This is a genomic window from Bifidobacterium dolichotidis (genome assembly GCF_003951975.1).
GTDB lineage: Bacteria > Actinomycetota > Actinomycetes > Actinomycetales > Bifidobacteriaceae > Bifidobacterium > Bifidobacterium dolichotidis.
Genome location: NZ_QXGM01000002.1, coordinates 560,055 through 586,660, shown reverse-complemented (window position 1 = coordinate 586,660; position 26,606 = coordinate 560,055). Strand labels below are relative to the sequence as shown.

Annotated in this window: 24 protein-coding genes; 23 read left to right on the top strand and 1 reads right to left on the bottom strand. The window is 52.9% G+C overall.

Annotated elements, in window-relative coordinates:
• Positions 1-74 precede the first annotated feature (74 nt).
• The 5 genes from dnaB (at position 75) to D2E26_RS06265 (ending at position 6,396) form a co-directional block, all read left to right on the top strand.
• On the top strand, positions 75-1,472 hold the full coding sequence (gene dnaB / locus D2E26_RS06285) for a replicative DNA helicase (RefSeq protein ID WP_125963839.1): 1,398 nt from the start codon (positions 75-77) through the stop codon (positions 1,470-1,472).
• Between the two features lies 1 nt (position 1,473).
• On the top strand, positions 1,474-3,003 hold the full coding sequence (locus tag D2E26_RS06280) for a Mur ligase family protein (protein ID WP_125963838.1): 1,530 nt from the start codon (positions 1,474-1,476) through the stop codon (positions 3,001-3,003).
• 11 nt (positions 3,004-3,014) lie between these two features.
• On the top strand, positions 3,015-3,806 hold the full coding sequence (locus D2E26_RS06275; RefSeq protein WP_125963837.1) for a type 1 glutamine amidotransferase: 792 nt from the start codon (positions 3,015-3,017) through the stop codon (positions 3,804-3,806).
• A gap of 277 nt (positions 3,807-4,083) precedes the next feature.
• Complete coding sequence (locus tag D2E26_RS06270; protein WP_125963836.1) at positions 4,084-4,380, top strand: phasin family protein; 297 nt, start codon at positions 4,084-4,086, stop codon at positions 4,378-4,380.
• Positions 4,381-4,578: 198 nt separating this feature from the next.
• Positions 4,579-6,396: an ABC1 kinase family protein gene (locus D2E26_RS06265; protein WP_125963941.1), complete on the top strand. Its 1,818-nt coding sequence runs from the start codon at positions 4,579-4,581 to the stop codon at positions 6,394-6,396.
• A gap of 251 nt (positions 6,397-6,647) precedes the next feature.
• On the opposite strand, the gene D2E26_RS06260 is transcribed toward D2E26_RS06265, so the two are convergent.
• Positions 6,648-7,718: a glycerophosphodiester phosphodiesterase family protein gene (locus tag D2E26_RS06260; protein ID WP_125963835.1), complete on the bottom strand. Its 1,071-nt coding sequence runs from the start codon at positions 7,716-7,718 to the stop codon at positions 6,648-6,650.
• 657 nt (positions 7,719-8,375) lie between these two features.
• Here D2E26_RS06260 and D2E26_RS06255 point away from each other — a divergent pair.
• The 18 genes from D2E26_RS06255 (at position 8,376) to D2E26_RS06170 (ending at position 26,578) form a co-directional block, all read left to right on the top strand.
• Positions 8,376-10,604 (top strand): RNA degradosome polyphosphate kinase, encoded by a 2,229-nt coding sequence (locus D2E26_RS06255; RefSeq protein ID WP_125963834.1) that lies wholly within the window; start codon positions 8,376-8,378, stop codon positions 10,602-10,604.
• A 25-nt stretch (positions 10,605-10,629) separates the two neighbouring features.
• A complete protein-coding gene (locus D2E26_RS06250) occupies positions 10,630-11,736 on the top strand; it encodes an NUDIX hydrolase (protein ID WP_125963833.1) in 1,107 nt (368 codons plus the stop codon).
• Between the two features lie 7 nt (positions 11,737-11,743).
• Positions 11,744-12,556 (top strand): hypothetical protein, encoded by an 813-nt coding sequence (locus D2E26_RS06245; RefSeq protein ID WP_125963940.1) that lies wholly within the window; start codon positions 11,744-11,746, stop codon positions 12,554-12,556.
• 447 nt (positions 12,557-13,003) lie between these two features.
• A complete protein-coding gene (upp, locus tag D2E26_RS06240) occupies positions 13,004-13,645 on the top strand; it encodes a uracil phosphoribosyltransferase (RefSeq protein WP_125963832.1) in 642 nt (213 codons plus the stop codon).
• A gap of 377 nt (positions 13,646-14,022) precedes the next feature.
• On the top strand, positions 14,023-14,967 hold the full coding sequence (locus D2E26_RS06235; protein ID WP_125963831.1) for a P-loop NTPase family protein: 945 nt from the start codon (positions 14,023-14,025) through the stop codon (positions 14,965-14,967).
• A gap of 4 nt (positions 14,968-14,971) precedes the next feature.
• Complete coding sequence (locus tag D2E26_RS06230) at positions 14,972-16,081, top strand: TadA family conjugal transfer-associated ATPase (protein ID WP_125963830.1); 1,110 nt, start codon at positions 14,972-14,974, stop codon at positions 16,079-16,081.
• A 3-nt stretch (positions 16,082-16,084) separates the two neighbouring features.
• Positions 16,085-16,753 (top strand): pilus assembly protein, encoded by a 669-nt coding sequence (locus tag D2E26_RS06225; protein ID WP_125963829.1) that lies wholly within the window; start codon positions 16,085-16,087, stop codon positions 16,751-16,753.
• Positions 16,754-16,762: 9 nt separating this feature from the next.
• Positions 16,763-17,338: a type II secretion system F family protein gene (locus tag D2E26_RS06220; protein WP_125963828.1), complete on the top strand. Its 576-nt coding sequence runs from the start codon at positions 16,763-16,765 to the stop codon at positions 17,336-17,338.
• A gap of 143 nt (positions 17,339-17,481) precedes the next feature.
• Positions 17,482-17,781: a DUF4244 domain-containing protein gene (locus D2E26_RS06215; RefSeq protein ID WP_241218892.1), complete on the top strand. Its 300-nt coding sequence runs from the start codon at positions 17,482-17,484 to the stop codon at positions 17,779-17,781.
• A 4-nt stretch (positions 17,782-17,785) separates the two neighbouring features.
• Positions 17,786-18,172: a TadE/TadG family type IV pilus assembly protein gene (locus D2E26_RS06210; protein ID WP_125963827.1), complete on the top strand. Its 387-nt coding sequence runs from the start codon at positions 17,786-17,788 to the stop codon at positions 18,170-18,172.
• Between the two features lie 6 nt (positions 18,173-18,178).
• Positions 18,179-18,664, top strand: coding sequence for an Rv3654c family TadE-like protein (locus D2E26_RS06205; protein ID WP_164515892.1), 486 nt, complete (start codon positions 18,179-18,181; stop codon positions 18,662-18,664).
• Between the two features lie 30 nt (positions 18,665-18,694).
• A complete protein-coding gene (locus D2E26_RS06200; protein WP_125963825.1) occupies positions 18,695-19,825 on the top strand; it encodes a diacylglycerol/lipid kinase family protein in 1,131 nt (376 codons plus the stop codon).
• A gap of 49 nt (positions 19,826-19,874) precedes the next feature.
• Complete coding sequence (dnaX, locus tag D2E26_RS06195; protein WP_125963824.1) at positions 19,875-22,370, top strand: DNA polymerase III subunit gamma/tau; 2,496 nt, start codon at positions 19,875-19,877, stop codon at positions 22,368-22,370.
• A gap of 165 nt (positions 22,371-22,535) precedes the next feature.
• Positions 22,536-23,138: a recombination mediator RecR gene (recR, locus tag D2E26_RS06190; protein ID WP_125963823.1), complete on the top strand. Its 603-nt coding sequence runs from the start codon at positions 22,536-22,538 to the stop codon at positions 23,136-23,138.
• A gap of 147 nt (positions 23,139-23,285) precedes the next feature.
• Positions 23,286-24,047 carry an aspartate kinase gene (locus tag D2E26_RS06185; protein ID WP_125963822.1) on the top strand — a complete coding sequence of 254 codons (762 nt, stop codon included), beginning with the start codon at positions 23,286-23,288 and terminating at the stop codon, positions 24,045-24,047.
• An 88-nt stretch (positions 24,048-24,135) separates the two neighbouring features.
• The gene (locus D2E26_RS06180) at positions 24,136-24,702 is read left to right on the top strand and encodes an ACT domain-containing protein (protein WP_125963821.1); all 567 of its coding nucleotides are present in this window, start codon (positions 24,136-24,138) and stop codon (positions 24,700-24,702) included.
• An 89-nt stretch (positions 24,703-24,791) separates the two neighbouring features.
• On the top strand, positions 24,792-25,862 hold the full coding sequence (locus D2E26_RS06175) for an aspartate-semialdehyde dehydrogenase (RefSeq protein ID WP_125963820.1): 1,071 nt from the start codon (positions 24,792-24,794) through the stop codon (positions 25,860-25,862).
• 80 nt (positions 25,863-25,942) lie between these two features.
• Complete coding sequence (locus D2E26_RS06170) at positions 25,943-26,578, top strand: DUF5701 family protein (RefSeq protein ID WP_125963819.1); 636 nt, start codon at positions 25,943-25,945, stop codon at positions 26,576-26,578.
• Positions 26,579-26,606 lie beyond the last annotated feature (28 nt).

The window sequence follows — 26,606 nt, the reverse complement described above, 5'->3', positions numbered from 1 at the left end:
AAGGGGAGTGAATACTTAGTAAGTCCTTGCTCCACTACTTTCTACTGGAACGTGCTCTGCCTATACTCATGGCTATGGCCGAATCTTCTCATTCCTCTTCTTTTACGCGTGAACAAGACGACCGCAACAATGCGGCCTTGTTCGATCGTGTGCCTCCACACGACGATAATGCCGAAATGGCAGTGCTTGGCGGCATGCTCATGAGTAAGGATGCAATTGGCGAAGTTTCTCAAATGATCTCGCCTGCAGACTTCTATCAGCCAAATCATCAGACGATTTATAACGCCATAATTGACCTATTTTCTAAGTCAGAGCCTGCTGACGTCGTGCTCGTAGCAAACAAGCTCAATGACGATGGCACGCTCGAAAAGGTTGGTGGCTCCGACTACCTGCACAGCCTTGTTGCGAGCGTTCCAACAGCTGCAAATGCTACGTATTACGCCAAAATCGTGCATGATGCCGCTATTTTGCGTCAGGTTATTGCCGCTGGTACGCGTATTGCACAGCTCGGTTTCTCTGCAGAAGGTTCGCAGGCCGAAGACGTCGTCAACCTCGCTCAGTCTGAGGTCTACGAGATGGGCGCCGGCAAGGTGCGCCAGGATTATGCACCAATTAGCGAGGTCGTCAACGACGCTTTAACGCAGATTGATGAGATCCAGAAGGGCAATATTCAAAAGGGTGTGCCTACTGGTTTCCGTGATATTGACGACGTGACGCAGGGTCTGCAGCCTGGCCAGATGATCGTTGTGGCAGGCCGTCCTGCAATGGGTAAGTCCACGCTCGGCATTGATTTTGCCCGTGCTGCCTCGTTGCACCATGGCTTAACCACCATTGTGTTCAGCTTGGAAATGAGCAAAGTCGAATTGGCTCAACGTATTATTTCGGCTGAAACTGATATTCCACTGGCTGCAATGCGCCGTCCAGAAGATGTGACGATCGAGCGTTGGAACACACTGAATCAGTTCTATTCGCGCCTGAACAATGCACCACTGTTCATCGATGATTCGCCAAATATGAGCTTGATGGAGATTCGTGCTAAGTGCCGTCGACTCAAGCAGACGAACGACTTAAAGCTCGTTGTTATTGACTATCTGCAGCTCATGAGCTCGGGTAAGCAGATTGAAAGCCGTCAGCAGGAGGTTTCTGAGTTCTCACGTGCTCTGAAGCTGCTCGCTAAGGAACTTGAGGTGCCAGTTGTGGCACTGTCGCAGCTGAACCGTGGTCCAGAAATGCGTAACGACAAGAAGCCTCAGCTTTCCGATCTGCGTGAATCGGGCTCTATTGAGCAGGATGCTGACGTCGTGTTCCTCGTACACCGCCCTGACTTCTACGACAAGGAAGATCGACCAGGCGAGGCTGACATTATTATGGCTAAGCATCGTAATGGTCCAACTGATACGTTCCATCTGGCGTTTCGCGGCGCGAATTCGCGATTCCAGGATATGCCGCAGGACTTCTCACAAGGAGTGTGACATGCAAGATTCGACCCCAGAATCTGCTACAACACAAGCTTCAACACCGGCTGCAACCGAGCAGCCAGTACCAACTCGCAACTGGCATTCGTTCGCAACCCCAGCCATCGGCAAGGCCGTGCGCTGGGCTGCACGCGTGACGCGCCACGGTGGCTCCGCCTTCCCCGGCAAAGTCATTGAGCGCCTCGATCCAGGCTTCCTACGCCGCACTTTGGGCCGTTTACCACTCGGCGTCGTGCTCGTTTCAGGTACGAACGGTAAAACGACAACAACGCGTATGGTTGCCAGCATGCTGAGCGACCTGGGCCTCAAGGTATTTACGAATCCAACAGGCTCGAACTTCACGCGCGGCGTTGTTTCCGCACTGCTCAACGAAGTCACGCTGAACGGCCATCTCGATGCCGACATCGCTGTGCTCGAGCTCGACGAAGCCTACGCCGTGCATTTTGTGCACCAAGTCAAGCCTCGTTATGCGCTGCTGCTCAATGTGATGCGCGACCAACTCGATCGCTTTGGTGAAATCGATAACACAGCTCGTCTGCTCGGCCACGTTGCAAGCGCTACAACGCGTGAAGTCGTGCTGAACCGTGAAGATCCACGCATTAGCGCGCTCGCAGAACTCGTTCCAGATGGTACAAAGACGTCGTTCTTCGGCCTGAGCCAAGATCTGCGTAAGTTCTTCCCAACCGATGACGATATGGCCACAACACTTGACGTACAGCTCGCCAGCGAAGTGCTCGCCGACACCGAAGCCGACGCCGATTCGACGGCTGAACCACTGCCAGCCAACGCACATGCCGACTGCCTCGCAGCCGACGTGACGCTGACTGCCGTTGGCGACCACGAGGCCCAGTTCTGCGTCGCAAACAACGACTACAGCACGCAGGTACAGCTCGAAGGCGTCTACAACCTGTACAACTCGGCAGCAGCACTCGGTGTGGTGCGTGCCGTGCAGCGCGATGCCAAGGCTGCGCTCGCCGACGCCCCAACGTTCCGTCGTATGCAGCGCTTCGGCTCTGCAGGTCTGCCAGAGCGCTTGGCTCATTTCGCTAACGCCAGCATCGACGACCAGCTCTCGGCTTTGGCCCAAGTCACGCCAGCATTCGGCCGTGGCGAACGTATTACCGTGGGTAACTCGGTTGTTGAGCTGCTGCTCGTCAAGAACCCAATGGGCTTCCGTCTTTCGCTCGCTTCGTTCCCTCCAGAGAATGCCGACACGATGATCGTCATCAACGATCAGTACGCCGACGGCCGCGATATGAGCTGGCTCTGGGACGTTGATTTCACGAGCCTCAAGGAAACTGGCGTCGCTATGGTTTCGGGCGTGCGCGCTTGGGATATGGCGCTGCGTCTCGACTACGACGACGTGCCTCACGCTGCCGTGGAGCCCGACATTGAAACGGCGCTTGAGCAGTTCCTGCGCAACCCTGCGCCTGTGAAGCACATTTATTGCACGTACACTTCTATGCTCGCCGTTCGTGCGGCGCTCGCTCGCGTCACCGAAGTCAGCGACGCCGGCGTAGGTAGGTGAGGAGTTCTTTTATGTCGATTTCTGCACAGAACACATCAACCAATCCCACCGACGAAGTGCGTCCAATTGACGTACTGTGGCTCTACCCACGAGACATGAATATTTACGGCGATACAGGCAACGTGTTGACCGTGGAACGTCGTTTGAAGCTGCAAGGCTACGAGCCTCGCATTCATGCCTATAACCAGAACGATCAGTGGCCAGAACACATCGATATGGTGCTCGGCGGTGGTGGTCAGGATACTGGCCAGAAGAAGATTGGCGAAGACTTCCAGCGTCGCGCTGACGATCTGCGCAAGCTCGCCGCTGAAGGCGTGCCAATGCTCGTGATCTGCGGCCTGTACCAGCTGTTTGGCAAGTACTTTGAGACGCAAGATGGCACGAAGATCGAAGGCATTAGCATTCTTGACGCCTACACCGTTGGTCGCGATGTGCGCATGATCGGTAATTTGACCGAAACTTCTGACGATTTTGGCCAGATCGTGGGCTATGAGAACCACTCGGGTCAAACGTTCCTCGGTAAGGGTGCTCAGCCACTGGGCACTGTTGCTGGCGAAGGCATGGGCAATAACGGTCAGGATCATACTGAGGGCGCTCGCGTCAACAACGTCATTGGCACTTATATGCATGGCTCGCTGTGCCCAAAGAACCCAGCTATTGCTGATTTCTTAATCCGCAAGGCTGCTGAGCACCGCTATGGCACCTATGAAGTACGCCAGACGCCTGAAATGGCTGCAGAATTGGCTCGTATTGATGCCGATGCTCATAACGCTCGTGAAGCCGCTATGCAGCGTCCTCGCTGAGCTTTAGCTCATTAATCGCTACAACTGCTTGGTAATTCGGTACATGATCTCTGTGCTGAGTCGCCAAGCAGTTTGTTTTTTGTAGTGCTGCTCACAGCAGTTACGTGCGTGAGGCAGAAATACAAGAAAAATCAGCAAACTGTTGTTCATCCAGTAGGTAAGATGCTGCAGAATCCCAGCAAATCTGCAGAAAACCCTGTGTAGAGTTAGACACAACGTACGAAACAAACGTGGACGCGTAGAACGGCACACCATGCCGTGACCTAAGGAGGCCAATATGGCAGAGAACAACAATCTTGTTGATGGATTGGGCGAGGGCCTGCGCAAGGTATTTCTTGCCGGCGTTGGCGCACTGGCAACGACTGCTGAAAAGGGCAGCGAAATTATCAATGATCTCGTCAAGAAGGGCGAGCTCACGGTGAGCCAGGGTAAGGAACTGAACGAGGAGCTGTCTCACAAGGCGGGCAACGTTTCTGAGAACGTTAAGGAGTCCGTCAAGGAAGCCGGCGAGCAGCTGCGCTCGGCAGCAGCAGGTATTCAACACGCTGCAACCAAGAAGAACGACGAAGACTGAGCAAGTAATCTCAACTTCAGCTATGCCGCGGGTCGTATGTTGCGATCCGCGGCTTTGGCATGCTCGGAGTGAAGCAGGAGAGAAATGACGAAACAGACGTCCTCACAGGCTACATCTGAATCGAATACGTCGCAGGAGAACACTGCATTGCAAAGCGATGCAGCGGTACAGGAGAGTACAGCATCACTCAACGATGCAATGCAGAACAGCACGGCATCAGCAAACAGTGCAGCAGCGCAAGATGACGTCGACTCTCAGGAGAGCGTTGCGTCGCAGGGGAGTGCAGCACCACAGCGTCTTGATGTCTCACAAGAGTTCTCGTCACCGCAGCAGCATGATGATGCAGAAGTTAATGAAACAATTGGCCTGTTTGGAACGCGTCATAAGGATTTCTCTGCCGAATACCATCTGACGCGACGCTCGAAAATCAAGCGTCTGAACCAGATTATGCGTGTGGCCTTGCAATATGACGCACTTAAGGGCCTGACGCCAGTCAAACTGCGCCATATGCTCGAGGCACTCGGTCCTACATTCGTCAAAGTGGGTCAAGTGCTGTCGATGCGATCCGAGATCCTGCCACAGCCATTCTGTGATGAGCTCGCCAAGCTGCGCGCTGACGCTGATCCAATGCCATATAGCGTTGTTGTAGAGACGCTGGAAAGCGAATACGGCCGCAAGCTTGATGAAGTATTTGCTTCGGTTGATCCAACGCCGTTGGGCTCGGCTTCGCTGGCACAGGTGCATCGTGCACGACTTGTTTCGGGTGAAGACGTAGCCATTAAGGTGCAGCGTCCAGGCGTGCGCGAAACGATGGCCGAAGATATTTCGATTATGCGTTCTATTGCGCGCAGTGCTACGCGTTTTATGCATAACTCGCAGGTTGTTGATCTGCAAGGCGTTATTGAAGAGCTTTGGGATACGTTTGATGAAGAAACGAACTTCTTAAGCGAAGCTCGAAACCTGTGGGAATTCAAGCGGTTCTGCAATAACTACGCCTATATGGATTGTCCAACGCCATTCCCTGATCTGTGCACCGAGCATGTGCTCGTTATGGAATATATGACGGGTATTCCAATCGCTCATACGAAGGAACTTGTTGCTGACGGCTACTCGCTTACCGAAATCGGTACAAAGCTTGTTGATAACTACGCGGCACAGATTCTCGATGTAGGCTTCTTCCACGCTGATCCGCATCCTGGCAACATCATGATTCATGGTGGTCAGATTGTGCTGCTCGATTTGGGTATGACGGGTCGTTTGGATGCGCCAACGCGTGCGGCTATGCAGCAGATGCTGTTTGCTGTGGCAAAGCAGGATTCGCCGCAGTTGGCTGATGCGTTGCTTCGTTTTACGGGCTCAACAGCAAGCAGTGTTGATTATCCAGAACTGCTTTCCGATCTCGACAGCATTGTGGAAGAGTTCGGCACCGTTGATTTGGCCGATCTGAACTTGGCTCAATTCTTAGGTTCGCTGACGTCTATGGCACATAGGCATGGCATCGAGGTGCCAAGCTCGATTACCACAGTCGGTCGCGCCTTAATCACACTCGAAGGCCTGCTTGACGAGTTCATTCCGAATGTCAATATGATCCAGATTATTTCGAAGCATATTGCGTCGCAGAAGTCGACGAAGGAAATGGCTAAAGAAGAGCTGCGTAACGTGCTCGTAGAAAGCCACGAAGCCCTACATGCAGGACTCAAAGCTATTCAAGAGAGTGAAACAGCACTGCGCATGCTGACGCGTGGCGATCTGCGCATGAACCTTGAGCTGGTAGGTTCGAAAGAGCCTATGTCGGCAATTAACGACATGGTCAATCGCGTAACGCTGGCATTAATTGTCGTCGGCCTCTTCGTTGGCTCGTCGATTGTCTACTTCGCTGGCATGAAGCCAATTATTTTCGGCATTCCACTTGTGGGCTTTATGGGCTACTTAATTGCCTTTATTCTCTCGGTGTGGATCGTGATTGACATTATGGTGAAGTCGCACGCCACAAAGAAGAGGCGCCGTAATAGGTAGTGCTTCACACGATGCGTTTCACATGAAACAGATAACGTGTTTCATGTGAAACGGTTAAGTGGTTGGGTCTCAAGTCGTTGAAACTCAAATGGTTGAACTTTGAGTCGTGAACCTTCAAGACATACAAAAAACTCCGAACACCTCAGTCGTTATCCGACTTTGGTGCTCGGAGTTTTTATATGAGGTAACAGCGCTCGCGGAAATCTGTGATTGTGGGAATGCATACCCGCAGAAATCAGCGCTCGCGAGAATTAGTGTTCGCGAATAACCTCAATGGTTTCTGGTTCTGGCACGAAACCTTCGAAAATAATGCGATCGAAGTATGGCTCGCACTGCTCGAGCTCAACTTCGTTGCGCACTGTCCAAGCAACGGTAAGTGCGCCGAGCTGATGAGCCAAGCGAACAGCAGCCTTGTTGCCGTCCTTCCAGTCATATGCCACGAAGTCTGGGCGAGACAGCCAGTTCAGGCCAAGCGAACCAGCCAGCCATGGAATGAAGCCATCCTTGTTAATGTTGGCAGCCTCAGCGAGCTGACCGCGGCACACATGTGGCTGGTGCACGCGATACCAGTTCATGGCTGCAGGGCTGAACGATTCAACAACATATGGGCCGTGATATGCCTCAAGCAGATCAGAAGCAAGCTCCATCAGACGATCATCCTGAGCATCCCAAGCGCGCAGGTTACGGAACTTGTACTCGATAATAATTGGCACGCGGCCGTCCACAAGCTTCAGCACATCTTCAAGCAGTGGCACATGCTGGTAATAGCCCTCTGGTGCCTTATCTGGCGTCGTAACGAGTGGTGGATTTTCCTTCGACAGCGGCAGTGGACGTGCCTTATCGCTGCTTGGTGGGCAGTCAGGGAACAGAGGAATACGAGTGAGCTCGTCATAGGTCAGATCGCGCACATTGCGTGGATCGCCAGCAACGCGCATCAGATCAGGATCGTGCAACACAACAACCTGATCATCAGCAGTTAACTGAATATCAAGCTCAATGCCGAAGCCAGCCTCAGCTGCAGCGGCAAAAGCAGCAAGCGAGTTCTCTGGGGCAATGGCCTGGTTCGTAGTTCCATTACCGCCGAAACCGGCCTTAGTTGCGTACTCACGAGCCATCATGATGTACTCAGCATGTTCCTTAATGTGCTGCTTGCTTAAGCCCGAGCCTGCATCGTGCAGACCGCGATGTGCGTATGGCACCTTTGGCATCGTTGGCACATAGTTAGAGCGCTTGTTGTTAAACGATCGTGGTGCAACAGCCCACACGCCAGCGCCTGCGGCGACTGCTGAACCAATAAGCATTTTCTTCAAGAACTTTACCATGGCTTTCTCCTTTGACTCGATGCCGTACGTTGTACGTACTGTTACGAATTGCTCACGAGCCTACCTGAGTAAAGCCAGACTCTGGGCATAACGTCTGAAACCCATATTTGCTGGCAATCTTGCAAGAATCATGAATAATCGCACAAAGAATCACAAAACATGTGCGGAAACAAAAAAGAGACCCGCCGTAGCGGGTCTCCATCAAGTTCAACTACAGCAGAATCTCTGCACAACAACATCGTTGTAACGGTAAGTCCTTCCAATACCCGCCCAACGTAATAATCTGACTGATCATACACTTTTGTGGGTCTGCTGTTCAGTTGTTCTTGTAGCTCCTAATTATGCTCAGCATGCGCCACGATGCAACCTTTTGCAGCTCATATTGGAAGCTTTGTTAGATATTCGTTCGTTCTGTTAACTTCACCCCCATAAAGTTCACAGAAACGTGCAGTTCAGTTCGGTTAAAACGGCCATTTGTTCAATCGAACATGAATCAACAATATAGTCGGCGTGTTGTTCGAAACGAGTGATCAAAACAGAGAAATGAACGAACATTACGGGGTGAAACGGGGTTATCCCTAAAACATGTCAAAAATTTGCTGAGAATCACAGCTAAAAGCTACACAAACGCAACATGTATCCCCTAAGGTAGAGGGTATGACACAGATTTTCGACGCACCATCGAAAGCAGTGCTGCGCAGCCAAATTGCAGAACATATTGCAGAGACCACACGAAGTGATCGTCGCGAAGCCAAAGAGGGTGAGCAACCGCTGCCAGCCGATAGGTTTTTTGATCGTGAATTAAGCTGGCTGAAGTTTAACAAGCGCGTGCTTGAACTGGCTCAAGATGAAGAGATTCCAGTTATTGAGCGTGCAAGCTTCGCAGCTATTTTTGCTAACAATCTTGATGAGTTCTTTATGGTGCGCGTGGCTGGTTTGAAGCGCCGTATTGACTCGGGTATTGCCGTGCCATCGGCCTCGGGCCTGAGCCCACGCCAGCAGATGCGCGCCATCAGTGAGCAGGCACACCGTCTGCAGGAAGAACATGCCCACTATGTTGTGGAGCATATTCTGCCTGATCTGGCGAAGGAACAGATTGTGCTGCTCGGCTGGGATAAGCTGACCGTCGCGGAGCAGGAGCGCCTGAGCCGTTACTACCGTCAGCAGGTCTTCCCAGTGTTAACGCCGCTGGCCGTGGATCCTGCCCACCCATTCCCTTATATTTCAGGCCACGCCATTAACTTGGCCGTGCTTGTGGAGAATCCAACGAGCGGTAAGTCGCACTTCGCTCGCGTCAAGATTCCAGATAACTTGAGCCGCCTCGTGCCAGTCGACGACATGACCGAGGACGATGCTTCTGAGGTGCGCTATGGCTTCATTACGATGGAGAACCTGATTATTGCGCACTTGGAATCGCTGTTCCCAGGCATGATTATTAAGGAAGCTCGCTCGTTCCGTGTTACGCGAAACGAGGACATTGACGTTGAAGAAGATGATGCAGAGAACCTGCTCAACGCCATCGAGAAGGAGCTGCTGCGTCGTCGTTTCGGACCGCCAATTCGTCTGGAAATCAGCGATGAAATGTCGCCATTCCTCTCGCAGCTGCTCGCTGACCAGCTCGGTGTGACTTCTGACGAGGTCTACCGTCTGCCAGCGCCGCTCGACGCTACGGTTTTGTTCGAGCTCGGTTCCATTGATCGCCCAGATCTCAAGTTCCGTCCGTTCGTGCCAACAACGAACCGTCAGATTGCTGAAGTTGAGACGAGTCGTGCGCAAGATATTTTCGCCGCTATTCGTGAGCGCGATATTTTGCTGCATCATCCGTATGATTCTTTCTCTACTTCTGTGCAAGCGTTCTTGGCACAAGCTGCAGCTGATCCTAAGGTGCTCGCTATTAAGCAGACGCTCTATAGGACTTCGAGTAACTCGCCAATTATCGATGCCTTAATTGATGCGGCTCACGCGGGCAAGCAGGTGCTTGTGCTTGTGGAGCTTAAGGCTCGATTCGACGAGGACGCCAATATTGCTTGGGCTCGTAAGCTCGAGCGCGCTGGCGTGCACGTGGTCTATGGCATTGTGGGCTTAAAGACGCACTGCAAGCTTTCGCTTGTGGTCCGTCAAGAGGCTGATGGCTTGAAGCGTTACTGCCATGTGGGCACGGGTAATTACAACCCGAAGACGGCTCGTATTTACACCGATTTGGGCTTGCTGACTTGCGATCCAGTGGTCGGTCAGGATATGGCTCGACTGTTCAACCAGCTTTCGGGTTATGCACCAAAGTCAAGCTTCCATAGGCTGCTCGTGGCACCTCGTAATGTGCGTGCTGGTCTGATTCAGCGCATTCAGCGCGAGGAAGAGGCTGCTAAGGCTGGCAAGGAAGCTTGGATCAAGATTAAGGTCAACTCGATTGTTGATGAGAAGACCATCGATGCGCTGTATCGTGCAAGCCAAGCTGGCGTCAAGATCGACATTGTGGAGCGTGGTATTTGCGCGCTGAAGCCTGATGTTCCAGGTTTAAGCGAGAACATTCGCGTGCGCTCTATTCTGGGTCGATTCCTTGAGCACAGCCGTATTTATGCGTTTGCTAACTCGGCTGGCCCACAGATTGGTGAGGGTCCTATTACTGGTCCTGAAGTGTGGATTGGCTCGGCTGATTTGATGCACCGTAACCTTGACCGTCGAGTTGAGGCACTGGTGCGCATTACTGAGCCAGAGCAGATCCAAGAGCTTATTGATTACGTCGATTTGCAGATGTCGGATTCCACGATGTCTTGGCACATGCAGGCTGATGGCACTTATGTGCGTCATTCGAAGGATGCCGATGGTCGTCCGCTTGTTGATAGCCAAGAGTTCTTGATCCGTCAGCATTCGCGTAAGAAGCGCTAAATCAGGAAGAACTGATACACGAACTATGGCAAATTCCAATGGTGTGCAAGCTGCTGGCGGCATCCTGTGGCGTCTGAGCAAGTCAGCTCAGGCTCAACCGTCTCAAACGGTTGCAGATGCCGCTGCAGGCAACATGCAGCTGACTGTTCAGCCAAGTGTGCAAGACATTGAAGTGTGCTTGGTGCATAGGCCGAAATATGACGACTGGAGCTGGCCAAAAGGCAAGCTCGATGCCAATGAATCGCATAGGCATGCTGCAGTGCGTGAAATTGGCGAAGAAACCGGTTGCCATGTGGCTCTTGGTCCGTTCCTTACCGATGTGGAATATCCGGTGTGCAACGAGGGTAAGAAAACGCGTAAAAACCGTTGCTCGAACTCGTCGCACCAGATTAAGCACGTCAAGTACTGGATGGCCACGGTGATGCAGCCAGACCAAGTAGAGCGCATTGCAGAAGCCTTTGGTCCTGTGCATCGCGCCGATATTGGCGAGATTGACAAAGTGCTGTGGATGTCGGTAAAGAAGGCGCGTAAGACGCTGACACATTCGACCGATCGTGATGTGCTTGACGCTTTTGTTGATCGCATTGAAGAAGGCGCTGCTGCAGCACGAACGCTGCTGCTTGTGCGTCACGCCAAGGCAGAAGCGCGCAAGGCTTGGGATGGTACCGAAGCTTCGCGTCCAATCACGCCAAAGGGTGCTTCGGCAGCCTATGCGCTTGATCGCGAACTCGCATGCTTTAATCCTGCTGCGCTGTTTACGAGTCCGTGGCGTCGTTGCTTGCAAACAGTGCAGATGCTGTCGTGGCAAACGGGCTACGATGTGCACGGCATTGACGAGCTCACTGAGGACGCATTTGCCGACGATCCAAAAGCTTCATGGCGTGCCTTCTACGAGGTCATTACGCAGCTGTGGAACTACACAGGTTCAACGCTGATCTGCATGCATAGGCCTGTAATTGGTGGTATGTTCGATGAGCTACGCGCATTATGTACGCGCAAGTCGCTGGCTAAACAACTCATTGCTAAATCGCCATATATGCCAACTGGCAGTGCGCTCGCAGTGAGCTTTGTACCGACGAGCGACGGTCCTCGCATCATCGACATTCAGAAAGTGCAGCCAATTGTCTACTAGCCATTTCATGCGTTCATCAGGTCGTGCCGGTTCGGCGTCGATTGTTTCTACGACTGCGGGCTTTACGCATGCTGGTTCGCCGCGTCCTACGCGCCCTGGCCAGCTCGCCCCAGGCGTGATTGAAGGCATTGCAGGTGGTGCTGATCCTGAGCAGGTCAGTGAAATTGCACATGCAACAGCATGGGCACTGCTCAGCCATGTTCATGAGGCCGATGATCCACAAGTAGTGCAGCGCACGTTAACGCTTGTGGATCACGAAGGCATTGATACAATCGCCGAGCTCTGGAGTCAGGCGGAGCCAGTATCGCTGCCAGGCGTGCTGTGGCGTTTGTATTGTTTGCGCACGTGGATGGTGCGTCAGCGCGAGTCGATCGCCCATTTGTGGCGTTTAGGCGAGCCTGTGGCCACGAGTGCCTCGGCTATTGCTGGCGTTGACGACGCTCCATCGGCTGACGATATTGTGCATACGGCCGACTCGATTCTGGCCGGTGCGTTTACTGGTGACTTCCCACTCGCGCTCGACCGCGCTTCAACGTTTATTGAAGTGGTTGCGCTCGGCTTGCGTGTTCAGGCCCGCCGACTCACGGCCGTCGCAGACAGTGAGGAACAGCATGCGCACGATACAGCGGCTGACGTTGCGTTGAACAATAATCATGATTTTTCTATAACTGCCGAAACGCAGCAGAACAACGCAGCCAACACCTCTCATAAACTGCATACGCAAGCCGCACGATTGCTGCACACGGCAGCAAACTTGTGGTCGACGGCACGCGATTTGCACATGGGTGCGAAGCTGTACAGGCGCGGCAGGCTCGAGTAGCCGAACTGGAATTGCGAAAACAGACAGTGCGAAACAGATGACGGCGTCGAAATAACTGACGCCGTCGAAACAATTGACGTTGCCGAAACAACTGACGTCACTGAAGCAGTTGACGGTGCTGAAGCAGTTGACGGTGCCAAAACCCGAATTTCATGAGCAAATCTGTCTCACGATACGCACGGGCGAGTGGGTGTCAAGACCCGTAGCAATGTGCGAAATTTGTGCAGCAGGGTGTGCCGTTTCGAGTGAGTCGGGTATAGTAGAAATCCGCGCTGGGCCGTGCATAGCCCCGGGCTCCATTTTTTGCCGCTGCGAGCGGCCTTTGCGCCGACATGGCGCTTTCGCGGTCCAGTGCTTTTCTTCTTGACAGTCGTCAAATTTTCCACTTCAGAACAAACTTACGGAAATTTGTATCCGCGGTACTTAGATGGTTCTACTGTAGGAAGTATGGAACTTCAAGTACTGGATCACCCGCTGGTCGAGCACAAGCTCACCATTTTGCGCGATAAAAACACTTCATCTGCTACGTTCCGTGAGCTCGTGACGGAACTTGTAACGCTTGAAGCCTACGAAGCTACGCGTCGCGTGGCCGTGGTGGACAAGCCAATTGAGACGCCAGTTGCTAAGACGATTGGCAAGACGATCGCTAAGCCACGTCCAATTATTGTGCCTGTGCTGCGTGCTGGTTTGGGCATGCTCGACGGCATGACGCGCATGCTGCCAAGCGCAGAGGTTGGCTTCTTGGGCATGAAGCGTGACGAAGAGCACCCAACTCAGCAGATTACGTACGCAAACCGTCTGCCTGAGGATCTGACGGGTCGCCAGTGCTTCCTGATCGATCCAATGCTGGCTACGGGTGGCACGCTCGTTGCTGCTACGCACTACCTGGCTGAGCGCGGCGCTAAGGACGTGACGGCTGTGTGCATTATTGCAGCTCCAGAGGGTATTAAGTACGTTGAAGAGCACATCGACCCATCCATCGACTTCAAGGTCGTGGTGTGCGGCGTTGATGAGGGTCTTGATGAGAACTCGTACATCGTTCCAGGTCTGGGCGATGCAGGTGATCGTTTGTACGGCGTTATTGACTGATTGATTGACTGATTAGCGTAATCGTACCGCGTTGAGGATGTTGCGGCACGATTGACATAACGCACAAAATGCTCGTTTCCCTTGGTTTGGGGAGCGAGCATTTTTTGTTGAGCCGCTTGAATTTGATCAATACGCCCCCGCGATTCTGTGATGACAGAGTTATACACATTTAGGGCGGGGAGCGGTGCGTTACCCACATTGCTGGTTGACGATTGCATAAGACGATTGCGCTAGCGTTCAATCGAACTATGACTACTGCAATATCAATGGGGATTTGTTGTCAACAAGGACGACACAGTGAAGGGCGACATAGCGAGCGTGCTTCTGCTGCCGCACCGAAACGGTACTTTGTGCCTTCGAGTACATCGCACGCTCATATGCAAACTCAGGCGCAACCACAGGAGTACAGGGCAGCGGTAACTGCTGAAACTCATGCGCGGCAGGTGTTTACCGATACAGTTTCGGTGACGAGTGCCACAGGTGGCGTTGGTACATCGACCATTGCGGCATTGCTGACGCGTGAGCTCCATACAGCTATGGAACGCTGCTGTTTAGCCGAAATAGATTGCCGTGCTAATGGTGGCGGGCTTGATGTGCTGTTGGGCTTAGAACATGTACAGGGCAAACGCTGGCAAGATATTCATGCGCCATTGGCCCAGCTTGATGGATCGGCATTGCTTGAAGAATTGCCATCTTGGGAAGATATTTCGGTGCTGGCATTTAATTCGTGGTTAGCGGCTCAACCACCGCAGCCATTCGAATTAGTTGCGGCAGTCGAAGCGTTATCGAACCAAGAGTGTGGGCTCATTGTGGATGCTGGGCAAGGGGAGCCGTTTGATCATGTGTCAGGGCTACTGCGCTCGCCGATTGTGATTGCGGCTGAGCTCAGTGTGCTTGGATTAGCTCGTACTAAGGCTTATATGGCATGGTTACAGCGCATGCTGCAGCAGAGTGTGGCTGCTCAGAGGCTAGCTGCAAAGGTGCAGAGGCGTGAGGATGCGCGCCATAAGGCAGCATCTGCTCGCGAGCCGCACACTGCTCAAGTCATCCAAATTTCAGCCAAACCACAGATCATTGTGCTTGGTGTTATGCCACGTGGAACGCATCATGCACGTGGTGCCGTAACAGCACAAGATGCTGAAGCTTACTTAGGTGTTGGCATTGCTGGGGTTGTGCAATATGAGCCAAAAATGTGTTCAGATTTGCTTGAAGGATTAGGACCTGATCGTGTGAGCAAAACAACCAAAAAGGCACTACGTCAGGTCGCACAAACCGTGATAGATCACTGGAGTCAAGCGCCACAGGGGAAGCAGGCTTTGTAGCGATATGACGGATTCAATTCAGCATTTAGGCCCTCTAGCGCCGTTAGCAGCATTAGAGCGCGTAACCGACGTGCTGCTCACGCCTGATGGCCAAGTATGGATTGATCGTGGCTCTGGTATGGAACTTGCACAAGTGGCTGTGCCATTAACTGATCCCGATGTGCAACGTATGTTTGCTATGCGGCTATGTGCACAGCTCGGTAGCAGGCTCGATGAAGCCAATCCAATTGCAGATGCCGCAGCAGTAGATGGATTACGTGTACATGCCGTTATTGCGCCTATTGTGCCGCAAGGTGCTGCGGTGTCGATTCGCTTACCAGAGCGCGAGGCATTGAGCCTAGCCCAGCTTGAACAATCAGGACTCTGCCCGCACGCGTGGGTTGTGCTTTTGCGTGCTCTTGTGCAGCAGCGAGCCAATGTGCTGATTTGTGGCGGAACTGGCTCAGGCAAAACCACACTATTGAAAGCCATGCTGTTAGAAGCTGATGACCATGAACGCATTGTGGCCGTAGAAGAAGTGCGCGAGCTGGGAGCTTTAGCACATCGCCATGTAGTGTCACTGGTTGCGAGGCAAGCCAATGTGGAAGGCGCTGGAGCCATAGATTTAGCGCAACTTGTCAAAGCCACTTTGCGTATGCGTCCCGATCGCATTGTGCTTGGCGAATGCCGTGGTGAAGAAATTGCTGACCTGCTCCGAGCTCTGAACTCAGGCCACCGCGGCAGTATGACCACATTGCATGCAGACAGCGTAGAGCGTGTGCCAGCACGGCTTATAGCCTTAGGTTTGCTTGCTGGAGTGCAGCCGCAGGCACTCGCATTACTCGCGCATGGTGCGTTCCACATCATTGTGCATTTGAGTAGGCAAGGCAGCCACCGCTTCATAGATGAGATCGGATGTTTCGGCATTCAAGATGGATCACTCGCCGCTCGCACAGCAGCTCGATGGGATGGCCAATCCAAACCGCAATACAGCGAATACTGGCAAACAGCCATACAACCATGGTGCGGTGTAGGCCAGAGCGTGAAGTCCAAAGCCACAGAACCTGCCACATCACAACAACAGATCCAACGCACAGCACAGCAGCAGATTCGCCGCGAAGCAGGGAAGAGGTGAGCCATGCACCTAGTTGGTTATGGAACTGCGGTAGCGCTCGCCATGCTGTGGTGCTTGCTGTACAACCGCATTGCTGCAGCATCCCAACGATTGCTGGTGTTCGCCAAAGCACAGCCACCCCATGAAACCAATGCAGCAACTACCGAAACTGCAGATGGCATGGGCCTTGGTGTGTGGCTTGCATCAGCTGTGGCTTCGCTACACTCAGGACTCTCTTTTGACGACGTTTGCGCAGCCAAATTACGCGATAGCGCCGGCAATATTGATGTGCAACGCTTACATACCGCGCTTCAACAGCATCAAGCCAAAGAAGACAACGATGACCAACTGAACTTCGTATGCCAAGGGTTAGTCGCCGCCTACGAGCTGAGCGGACGACTCGGATGCCATACCGCAGTGTGCTGCGAAGCCGTACAGGCTGCCTACAAACGCATGCGATTACAAGCCGATCTCACAGCCAATGCATTTGCCGTACCGCGCTCCACCGTGCGCGTGCTCTCGGCTTTGCCATTGCTTACGCTACTGCTCGGCGAATGCCTCGGCGCACATCCCATACAGTTCCTGCTAAGCTCGCCAGCCGGCTGGCTATGCCTCCTCACTGGCAGCGCCTGCTACGCATTCGGCCTGTGGTGGCTGCACATGCTACTGACTCGCGCCACAGCACAGCCCTAAGGAGCCGCTATGACACTGATACTTCTCGCTAGCGGAGCAGTAGCGCTCGCAGCTATGATCATCAGCAGTAGGGCAGCGGCCGATAAACGTCTCTACCAGTTCGCGAGACTCGATGCCGCCGCAAGTTCTGCTTCTGCAGCGTCTACCGAAGTCCCCACGACGCTCGTTTTAGAACTACTTGCCGTTGCACTGCAAAGTGGCACATCAGTGCTGCGCTCACTTGATTTAGTTGGCGCCGCAATCAACGGCCAAACCGGTGCTGCGCTACGTCAGGCAGCTCAGCGTTTGTCAGTCACCTCAAGTTGGGATGATGTCTGGGGCAGCATCTGTCACTCAAGTTCCGCTCCAGCCTCGCGTACGCTGACATCCGTGCGCGACTGCCTGCGCTCACCATGGGAACGCGGCATCGAAGCAGCCCCACAAATCCGCGCAATGATCGAACGTCTCGACTCGGCTGAGCGTTCGAATCTTGAGCAGCGTTCGTCTCGCCTCTCGGTTGATCTGCTCGTGCCGACTGCGTTGTGCTTTCTTCCTGCATTTTTATGTATTGCTGTGATTCCAACTATTGCAGCCATGATGGGCTGAATGATGTGGATAACTGAAACTCCTCGCACTGTTATGCACATTGCTGTTCTGAGCTCGATGCAACAACGCCAAGCATGCACAGTGGAATCAACATGCAGCAGCATGTTCATAAAGCACAAAAACTCAGAGAAGAGGAGCTCATGATGGCATTCAATCGTAGTTCTACTCAGCAATTCAATCGTTTGTTAGATGGCCATGATCTTGATCAACATTGGCCATTGAGCTTTCGCTTGAGTATGCGCAGTCGGCGTTGGCTTGAGGCCTTGCAGCCACGTGGTGTTTTTCTTGACGACGATCCAGAACGAGGAGCAGCAACCGCTGAATATGCCGTGGTATTAGTAGCGGCTACAGGCTTTGCTGCGTTACTTGTTGCATTGCTCAAATCAGGTACAGTGCAGTCGCTGCTCGAAGGCATTGTGCAGCGTGCGCTTTCTATTGGGTGATCGTATGTTGCGGCAATGGCTTGCACAGAGTGACGAAGGCGCTGCTACTGCGGAATTCGCCTGTGTTTTGCCTGTGGTTGTGGTTCTGGCTGCTGTTTTGCTGTATGTAGCACGAGCATCGGTGGTGTCATTACAGTGCCAAGATGCTGCTGCAGCGGCCGCGCATGTGCTGATTGTTGAAAATGACATACATGCGTCGGGTGCCTTAGCAGCCGCTCAACAAGTTGTAGGATCTCAAGCTCAAGTACAAGTGGCAGCAGTTCAAGGAGGAGCTGAAGTCACCGTGACTTGTGCCGTAGTTCCTGATCCGCTAGGCGTTCTTCCAACAACTGTGCAAGCCCGAGCCGTGGGCATACTACCTGCTGCTGAAGCTTCATACATACGTAAGTAGGTCATGATGAGCAACGCACATGAAAAGAAGCACTGGGGCAAGAATCTTCGATCAAATAAGAGCATATGGCATTGGCTTGGTCAAACTGATCGGGGCAGTATGACTGTTGTGGGTGCTGCCTTAGTTATGGCATGTGCGTTGCTCATTGTGGCTGTTGTGATGGGTGCCAATGTGCTGCTTAATCATGCTCGAGCACAATCCGCAGCAGATATGGCTGCAATTGCTGGTGCACAAGCACTTCGTGAAGGGCAAGATGCTTGTAGTGCGGTGCATCGTGTGTTGCAGGCGAATGCGGCTGATTTACAAAGCTGTGAAGTCATAGCAGATGATGTTTTAGTTATTGCTGCTCGTGATGTTATTCTGCCGTTTTTACAACACACTTCAGCGCGTGCGCGTGCTGGTCCTATGCCCTGTGGTCAGTCGCAAGAGATAACCCCTTCAGCCGCGCGGCTACGAGGTATCTGTTTCGCCACGACCAATGGAATGTGGTGAACTGGCAGGCCGACTATTACATTAGTTGGTATGGAGCAAGAGCATGGCACAATCGCGGTGATTGGTAATCCCGTCTCAGGAAAAGGTGCAGGAGCCAAGGCACTTATCGAAGTCAAGCGCCTGTTAGAACAGCAAGGCGAGACCTACGGCTTTGCCGTTTTGGACTTGACTGGCGATAGTTTCGACGATTCGCTGCACAACGCCACAACGCGAGCTGACGAGTATGACTATCTCGTGGTTGTTGGTGGCGACGGCATGATTGCACTCGGTGCAAATGCTGTGGGCGGTACGAAGAAGCCACTCGGCATTGTGGCCATGGGCTCTGGCAATGATTTTGCACGTGGCATGGGCCTGCCAGTGAACCGCCTTGAAACAGCAGTAGAAGGCATTGTTGGCGCTGTTGTGCGTAAGTGCAGCATTGATGTGGATCTGGGATTGGTGAAGTCGCTGCCAGGCAGCCGTGCTGTAGATACGTCAACGGGCAATGAGCTGGAGACGCCACAGCCAATTCATAAGTATTTCGGTGGCATGCTGTCTTGCGGTCTTGACGCCAACGTCAACGATCGAGCTAATCACTCGCATGTGCCAAATGGCCCGCTGCGCTACTTCTTGGCTTTGGTTCATGAAGTGCTGCACATGAAGGAATATGGCTACCACATCGAGGCTGTGCTAACCGATAACTCGACTGTGGAATACGACATCACTAGTTCGCTGTTGACTGTGGCAAACTCGCGTCACATTGGTGGCGGTATTGAAGTGTCACCATATTCGCGATTTAATGACGGATTGCTTGATTTGGTATGGCTCAAGCGTAAGCCAACTTTGGCTGAATGCGCAGTGGCTGTGAAGCGTAGCTACGCCAGCCGTATGCTGAGCTGCCCATTCTTGGGCTGGCAGCGCGTACGCGAAGTCAAGATTTCGTACAGCGGCAAGGGTGAAGAACCACCTATTTTGCTGGCTGATGGTGAGTACATGGGTTCAGCGCCTGTGGACGTTACGGCAGTGGGCAATGCATTGCGTGTGTTGGTACCACCAGCTGTTGCTGAAGCGTTCAATAACAGTACTGAAGAAGAGACGATTGCAGCAATTCGTCGTGATGGTCGCGATCCATTAACGGGCCTATTTGAAGAGGCCGATGCGGAGCTCGACGCGCAAGATTGATTGAACGGACTACGCTAGACGAAGTCTGAGTCAAGAGTGGAGGAGTCTGATGGCATTAGCGCTGTATCGCCGGTACAGGCCAGATACGTTTGATGGCGTAGTTGGTCAGGATCAGGTTACGGTCCCACTGACACGTGCTCTTGATGCGAATAAACTTACGCATGCTTATTTATTCTCGGGCCCACGTGGCTGCGGTAAAACGAGTTCTGCGCGTATTCTGGCGCGCTGCATTAACTGCGTCAAAGGCCCAACGTCGCATCCATGCGGCGTATGCGATAGCTGTCGTGATTTAGCAAACGGTGGCCCAGGCTCGATTGACGTTGTTGAAATCGATGCGGCAAGCCACAACGGTGTTGAAGACGCCCGTGAACTGCGCGATCGTGCAGGATTCGCTCCAGCACGCGACCGCTATAAGATCTTTATTCTCGATGAGGCTCATATGGTGACGCCTCAGGGCTTCAACGCATTGCTCAAAATCGTTGAAGAGCCACCTGAGCACGTCATGTTCATCTTTGCTACGACTGAGCCTGAACGTGTTATTGGCACGATTCGTTCGCGTACGCATCATTACCCATTCCGTCTGGTGCCACCAGAGATTATGGGCCCTTATCTTGAAGACATTTGCAAGAAGGAAGAAGTCGAGGCAGAGCCAGGCGTACTGCGTCTTGCTATGCGTGCTGGCGGCGGTTCTGTGCGCGATACGCTTTCGGTGCTTGACCAGCTTATGGTTGGCGCAGTTGATGGCGTTATGACCTACGACTCCGCGGTTGGCTTGCTGGGCTTCACGCCAGATGTGCTGATTAGCGAAGCAATTGATGCTGTTATTAACCGCGATGGCACGGCATTGTATGGCGTGATCCAGAAGGTTATTGTTGGCGGCTTCGATGCACGACGCTTTGTTGAAGATTTGCTCGCATATGTGCGCGATCTGCTCGTACTAACGCTGGGCGGCGATAAGGCAGAATCCGTGCTCAGTGATGACGCTAGCGAACATGCTGATGATTTGCATCGTCAGGCTTCGGAACTTGGTTTGCAGGCCATTTCTGCAATGGCAGAGACGATTGATCAGACGTTGTCGCAAATGGTGGGTGCTATTTCGCCACGTATGCGTTTGGAACTGCTTGCTGCACGACTGCTTGCTGCTCGTGAGCCAGGTGCACTGCAAGTTACTGCTCCTGCAGTTGCAGCGGCTGATCCCGCTGCAGATACGCATAGCAAGGCTCCAATGCCTCACGGCGGCTTTATTGGTGCGAAGCACAACGATGAGCCAAAGACCCACGATGCACAGCAAACTGCCCAATCGCAGCCACAGCATGGGGCATGGGCTCAGTCGGCAACGTCTTCGCAGCATGATTCGTGGGCGCAGCCTGCTTCCACACAGCAGACCACACCAGCAGCACAGCCAGCAGTCGCACAAGAGACGAGTGCTCCAGCTGCTGAACCAGTGCAGGGTACGCCAGATGAGCGCTGGGATGCGCTGGTAGCTTCACTGCCTGATCAGGTACGTGATTATGTGGATCGTGTACACGTGCCACGTATTAACCTGTCTACCGATTTGAACACTGGTGAACAGCGTCTGTGGATTAAGTTCGATACGCCATTGAGCAAGTATGCCTTCGCTCTGGCAGTTTCGAGCGAAGCCGTACATGGTACGAACCGTGTGCAAGATATTCTGCGAGCTAAGGTGCATGAGATCTTCGGTCAGCAGGTGTCGCTGGCTCCTACGCAGAAGATGGCCAATGGTGAATTTGCACCTCCTGTAAGCCGTCTTTCGCAGGACGAGTTGAAGAAGATCAAGGCGCAGGTCATGCAGCGTGATCTGAAGGCTGTGACTTCCGATTGGAATACTGGTCACACGGCTCATGAGTCTGTTTCACATGAAACAAGCACATCGGATTCGGCAACAACATCCAGTTCTGAGGATCATGGTGATACGTCTTCGGACGCTGACCATGCCGCTTCAGCAGCTGCCGTAGCGTCATCTGTTGATCCTTGGGCTACGCCAATTCAAGGCAATGCAGCATCTATGCTGCACCCACAAATTGATCTCAACGATCCTTGGGCTCAGCCAATTGGTCAGTCGCTGCCAGCGCCACAGACTTCGTCTGCATCGCAGCCACAGCAGCACAATGCTGTGGAGCATACAGTAACCGCGGCGCAGCAGGAGAGCGATGATCCATGGGCCCAGTCGCAGACGCATGGTCAGTTCGCTTCGTCGAATACGGGCTTTGGTTCTGCTGCACAATCACAGCAAGACATTGCAGAAGGACCAGAAGGCGATCCATACGGTCCTGACGGCGCAGTTCCTCCAGCACAGGGTGCTGGCCAGAACATGCCGGGCCTGCAGAACGGTCCTCAGATGCCAACGCCACAAGTCGATGCTGAGCACGATGTGTATTCGCTCGATGATCAAGATCTTGATGGTATGGGCGCTGTGGGAATTGATGAGCTCAAACGCATGTTTGAAGTTAAGTCAGAACAAGATTTTGCTGCTGATGATCCGGGTAACCCTCATAATCAGCACGCCCACAAGAATCTCGACTGATTACTACGAACTTTGCTCAACAGCATTGCACAGCTCAACAGCATTGCACAGTTCACGAAACAAATTCGCGAGCTTGCAATGCTGCTTGATTGCGCACGGTGGTATTTGCTTACGGTTTGATTACTCGCAGCTAGTAGAGCAATCACAAGATTTCAAGGTGGAACTATGGCTATGGCCTATGATGGCGCAATTCAGCGCCTTATTGATGCGTTCGCAAGTCTTCCTGGCATTGGTCCTAAGGGTGCACAGCGCATTGCGTTCTATATGCTCAGTGCTTCAGAAGAAGAAGCACAGCGCCTTGCTGATGCTGTGCTCGATGCTAAGCACAATATTCGTTTCTGTGAGATCTGCGGCAATGTGTGCGAAACAAGCCCTTGCACAATCTGCTCAGATCCTCGCCGTGATCGTTCCATGATCTGCGTTGTAGAAGAGCCAAAAGATGTGATGAGCATTGAGCGTACGCGTGAATACCGTGGCCTGTACCACGTGCTCGGTGGCACGATCAATCCAATGGCCAATATTGGTCCAAATGATTTGTCGATTCCAAAGCTGCTTGATCGACTTAAAGATGGCAGCGTCAAAGAAGTGATTGTGGCACTGAATCCAAATATTGAGGGTGAAGCAACCACGACCTATTTGAGCCGATTACTAACACCGCTCGAGTTAAAAGTTACGCGCTTGGCAAGTGGCCTTCCAGTTGGCGGCGATCTTGAATATGCTGACGAAATTACATTGTCGCGTGCATTAGCAGGGCGCCGTGATGTCTGAGGACTGAGCCCCGTTATATCGCATAATGGGAGCCAGCCAAGATTCAAGCCACGACGTTCCTATAATCACGTTGCGTAACCGGACTTCCGGCACGATCTATACGGATGGGGTCTCGCAGTGCGAGGCTTATGAGAGAACAGGATTGTCGTGGCGCTCATCGTTCAGAAATATGGTGGCTCATCCGTAGCCGATGCTGACTCGATTAAGCGAGTTGCTCGGCGAATTATCGAAACAAAAAACGCTGGCAATGAGGTTGCTGTTGTCGTCTCGGCTATGGGCGACACGACTGACGATTTAATTGACCAAGCGTTGAGTATTGATTCGCAGCCTCCCGCTCGTGAGATGGACATGCTCATGACCGCTGGTGAGCGAATTTCTATGAGTTTGTTGGCTATGGCTATTCACGCGGCCGGCTCTCACGCTTATTCATTCACGGGTTCTCAGGCTGGATTTATGACCGATGCGCAATTCGGCGCTGCTCACATCAAGGCCGTGAACCCTGCTCGAGTACGTCATGCTCTTGATACAGGCAGTGTGGCAATTGTGGCAGGTTTCCAAGGCCGCAGTGAAAAAGGCGATGCAACCACGCTGGGTCGTGGTGGATCCGATACTTCTGCAGTGGCTTTGGCAGTGGCATTAGGTGCTGATGTCTGCGAAATTTACACCGATGTGGATGGCGTCTTTACGGCCGATCCTCGTATTGTGCCAACGGCACGACGCATTCCAGCAATTGGTTACGAAGAAATTCTTGAAATGGCCTCATGCGGTTCTAAGGTGCTTGCTTTGCGTTGCGTGGAATATGCACAGCGCTTCAAGATGCCACTGCATGTGCGCAGCTCGTTCTCGCATAGGCGAGGAACGGTTATTGTGCCAGATGGTGTCAATCCGGCCACATTACCGAACCTCTAACAGTTACGTCGCCTAGCGAGAAATCAAAAAAATACTCAAAACATCACAACGAACGTTCGAAACATCACTAAACGGCAGGAGTGTACCCATGACGGACGCGGAACAGCAGAATCTCGGTGATCTTTTCCCAGATCTCGGCCAGGAGACGCCAATTATTTCGGGCGTGGCTCACGACAAAACGGAGACGCTCGTTACGCTGCGCGGCGTCACGGATGAGCCGGGTATGGCTGCACAAGTGTTCCGCGGACTGGCTGAAGCTGGCGTGAACGTCGACATGATTGTGCAGGCAGGTGCGTCAACGGGCCTCGCTGATATTTCGTTCACGGTGCCGGGCTCCACGGGAAACAGGGTGCGTGACTTGCTGATCGAGAAGCAGGACGAACTTGGTTTTAATTCGTTCGACGTTGATACGAACGTGGGCAAGGTTGCTGTGGTTGGCATTGGTATGAAAACGCACTCGGGTCTGGCTGCCATTTTCTTCCAGGCGTTGAGTGAGCAGGGCATTAACGTGCTCATGATTTCGACGTCAGAAATTCGTATTGCCGCACTCGTTTCGCTCGATGAGCTCGACGCCGCAGTTAAGGCGTTGCACACGGCCTACGGTCTTGATGCAGACAAGGTAGAAGCCGTTGTTTACGGCGGTACGGGACGCTAAATCAGACGCGAGTAATCGCAGCAGATAACGTAACGGGAAATGTAGCAGGTAACACAACAGACAACACAACAGCAAAAGCAGGAGATCCAATGGTACAGATCAACGAACGCGGCGTGAATGTAGCAGTTTTGGGCGCAACCGGACAGGTCGGCATGGTGATGCGCCGAGTGCTGGCCGAGCGTAACTTCCCAGTGAAGAATCTTCGATTCATGGCTTCGGCTCGCTCAGCCGGCCAGGTGCTGGAATGGCAGGGTCATGAAGTGCCTGTGGAAGATGTGGCTCAGGCTGATCTTTCGGGCATTGATATTGCGATTTTCTCGGCCGGTGGTGGCACGTCTAAGGTGTGGGCACCAAAGTTCGCTGAAGCTGGTGCGATTGTTATTGATAACTCGTCTCAGTGGCGTATGCATGACAATGTGCCGCTTGTTGTGGCTGAGGTGAATCCTGAGGATCTTGATGAGATTCCTGCAGGCATTGTGGCCAATCCGAACTGCACGACAATGGCCATTATGCCGGTTATGAAACCGCTTGCCGATAAGTTCGGTCTCAAGCGCCTGATTGTGAGCTCGTACCAGGCAGTGTCGGGCGCTGGTCGTGCAGGCGTGGAACAGCTTATGAATGAGGCTGCTGCAGCAATTGAACAGGGCGCCGATAAGCTCGTGTTCGGTGGCGACGCGATTACGTTCCCAGAGCCAACCAAGGTCGTACGCACTATTGCGTTTAACGAAGTGCCATTTATTGGCGCCATTGTTGACGACGGCTCGGAAGAAACCGATGAGGAGCAGAAGTTGCGCAACGAAAGCCGCAAGATTCTGCATCTGCCAGATCTCAAGGCTTCATGCACCTGTGTGCGCGTTGGTGTGTTCACTGCACATGGCATGAGCGTGAATGCTGAATTCGAACAGGATGTCACGCCAGATGAAGCTCGTGCAGTGCTGAGTGTTGCTCCTGCTGTTGAGCTCGTGGATATTCCTACAGCACAGCTGGCTGCTGGCAAGACGCCATCGTTTGTGGGCCGTATTCGCCAAGATCAGGCTGTTGATGGCCATAAGGGCTTGGCACTATTCGTTACGAACGATAACTTGCGCAAGGGCGCTGCATTGAATGCCATTGAGCTTGCAGAAATTGTGGCTCAGAAGCATTTCGCTGATCAGCTCTGACGCTTCAAAAATTCCATCATTTGGTTCATGCCTAGCAGCGAAACCGCACAGTGACGCGGTGACGCGCTAGGCTGGAAGCCATGTCGGAGGCATCACAAGAAGCACGTAGGCAACTCGAACGCATTATTGCACTGGGATATCCAGATGTGGCGGATATGAGTGCGGACGCATTCCGTGCACTCGCTGACCCACTATTGCGTTCCCTTGAAGAACCACAGCTTGATATGGCTGATTTGGGTAGCAATATTCTGCTGATCCCAACGCGTGAGCTCGTGTCTCCAGAATCACTAATTGCTCGAACCTCAATTAACCGCATGGCTGGCTTCACTACTATGCCGCCGCGCGATATTGTCAGCTTTGCTCCAACCGGTGGCTTTGAGCCGCCAGAGGGCCCGTTCTATTTGGTTGTAGAGCCACATACGGGTACGTGCTATGTCAATCGTGAGCCAGATGTGGCTCGTAAGCTCATTGAAACCGATGAGCGTCTGCCATTAACGCTTGAAGAGGGTCTGGCTATTGCAACGCAGCATCCAGAATGGCTGTTGGAAAAGAATGGCTTCAATCTGCTTGGTTCGCGTTCAAACGATGGTCGTGTGCCATCGATTTGGATGAGCCAGAATGCACCTCGTTTGGGTGCTGTGTGGCCAAATTCGCGTCATACATGGCTTGGTAATGCTTATTGCATTGATCGCGTTGGCGTCAATCTTATGGCCTGAGATTCGGACCTGATTCGGTCCGAGATCT

Excerpts from the sequence above, each read along its gene's own strand:
- D2E26_RS06170 (WP_125963819.1), top strand. The coding sequence starts at position 25,943 with ATGTCGGAGGCATCACAAGAAGCACGTAGGCAACTCGAACGCATTATT.
- dnaX (WP_125963824.1), top strand. The coding sequence starts at position 19,875 with ATGGCATTAGCGCTGTATCGCCGGTACAGGCCAGATACGTTTGATGGC.
- D2E26_RS06260 (WP_125963835.1), bottom strand. The coding sequence starts at position 7,718 with ATGGTAAAGTTCTTGAAGAAAATGCTTATTGGTTCAGCAGTCGCCGCA.
- D2E26_RS06180 (WP_125963821.1), top strand. The coding sequence starts at position 24,136 with ATGACGGACGCGGAACAGCAGAATCTCGGTGATCTTTTCCCAGATCTC.
- D2E26_RS06210 (WP_125963827.1), top strand. The coding sequence starts at position 17,786 with ATGTTGCGGCAATGGCTTGCACAGAGTGACGAAGGCGCTGCTACTGCG.
- upp (WP_125963832.1), top strand. The coding sequence starts at position 13,004 with ATGGAACTTCAAGTACTGGATCACCCGCTGGTCGAGCACAAGCTCACC.
- D2E26_RS06255 (WP_125963834.1), top strand. The coding sequence starts at position 8,376 with ATGACACAGATTTTCGACGCACCATCGAAAGCAGTGCTGCGCAGCCAA.
- D2E26_RS06220 (WP_125963828.1), top strand. The coding sequence starts at position 16,763 with ATGACACTGATACTTCTCGCTAGCGGAGCAGTAGCGCTCGCAGCTATG.
- recR (WP_125963823.1), top strand. The coding sequence starts at position 22,536 with ATGGCTATGGCCTATGATGGCGCAATTCAGCGCCTTATTGATGCGTTC.
- dnaB (WP_125963839.1), top strand. The coding sequence starts at position 75 with ATGGCCGAATCTTCTCATTCCTCTTCTTTTACGCGTGAACAAGACGAC.
- D2E26_RS06200 (WP_125963825.1), top strand. The coding sequence starts at position 18,695 with ATGGAGCAAGAGCATGGCACAATCGCGGTGATTGGTAATCCCGTCTCA.
- D2E26_RS06275 (WP_125963837.1), top strand. The coding sequence starts at position 3,015 with ATGTCGATTTCTGCACAGAACACATCAACCAATCCCACCGACGAAGTG.
- D2E26_RS06225 (WP_125963829.1), top strand. The coding sequence starts at position 16,085 with ATGCACCTAGTTGGTTATGGAACTGCGGTAGCGCTCGCCATGCTGTGG.
- D2E26_RS06205 (WP_164515892.1), top strand. The coding sequence starts at position 18,179 with ATGAGCAACGCACATGAAAAGAAGCACTGGGGCAAGAATCTTCGATCA.
- D2E26_RS06250 (WP_125963833.1), top strand. The coding sequence starts at position 10,630 with ATGGCAAATTCCAATGGTGTGCAAGCTGCTGGCGGCATCCTGTGGCGT.
- D2E26_RS06215 (WP_241218892.1), top strand. The coding sequence starts at position 17,482 with ATGGCATTCAATCGTAGTTCTACTCAGCAATTCAATCGTTTGTTAGAT.
- D2E26_RS06265 (WP_125963941.1), top strand. The coding sequence starts at position 4,579 with ATGCAGAACAGCACGGCATCAGCAAACAGTGCAGCAGCGCAAGATGAC.
- D2E26_RS06235 (WP_125963831.1), top strand. The coding sequence starts at position 14,023 with ATGCAAACTCAGGCGCAACCACAGGAGTACAGGGCAGCGGTAACTGCT.
- D2E26_RS06280 (WP_125963838.1), top strand. The coding sequence starts at position 1,474 with ATGCAAGATTCGACCCCAGAATCTGCTACAACACAAGCTTCAACACCG.
- D2E26_RS06270 (WP_125963836.1), top strand. The coding sequence starts at position 4,084 with ATGGCAGAGAACAACAATCTTGTTGATGGATTGGGCGAGGGCCTGCGC.
- D2E26_RS06245 (WP_125963940.1), top strand. The coding sequence starts at position 11,744 with ATGCGTTCATCAGGTCGTGCCGGTTCGGCGTCGATTGTTTCTACGACT.
- D2E26_RS06230 (WP_125963830.1), top strand. The coding sequence starts at position 14,972 with ATGACGGATTCAATTCAGCATTTAGGCCCTCTAGCGCCGTTAGCAGCA.
- D2E26_RS06175 (WP_125963820.1), top strand. The coding sequence starts at position 24,792 with ATGGTACAGATCAACGAACGCGGCGTGAATGTAGCAGTTTTGGGCGCA.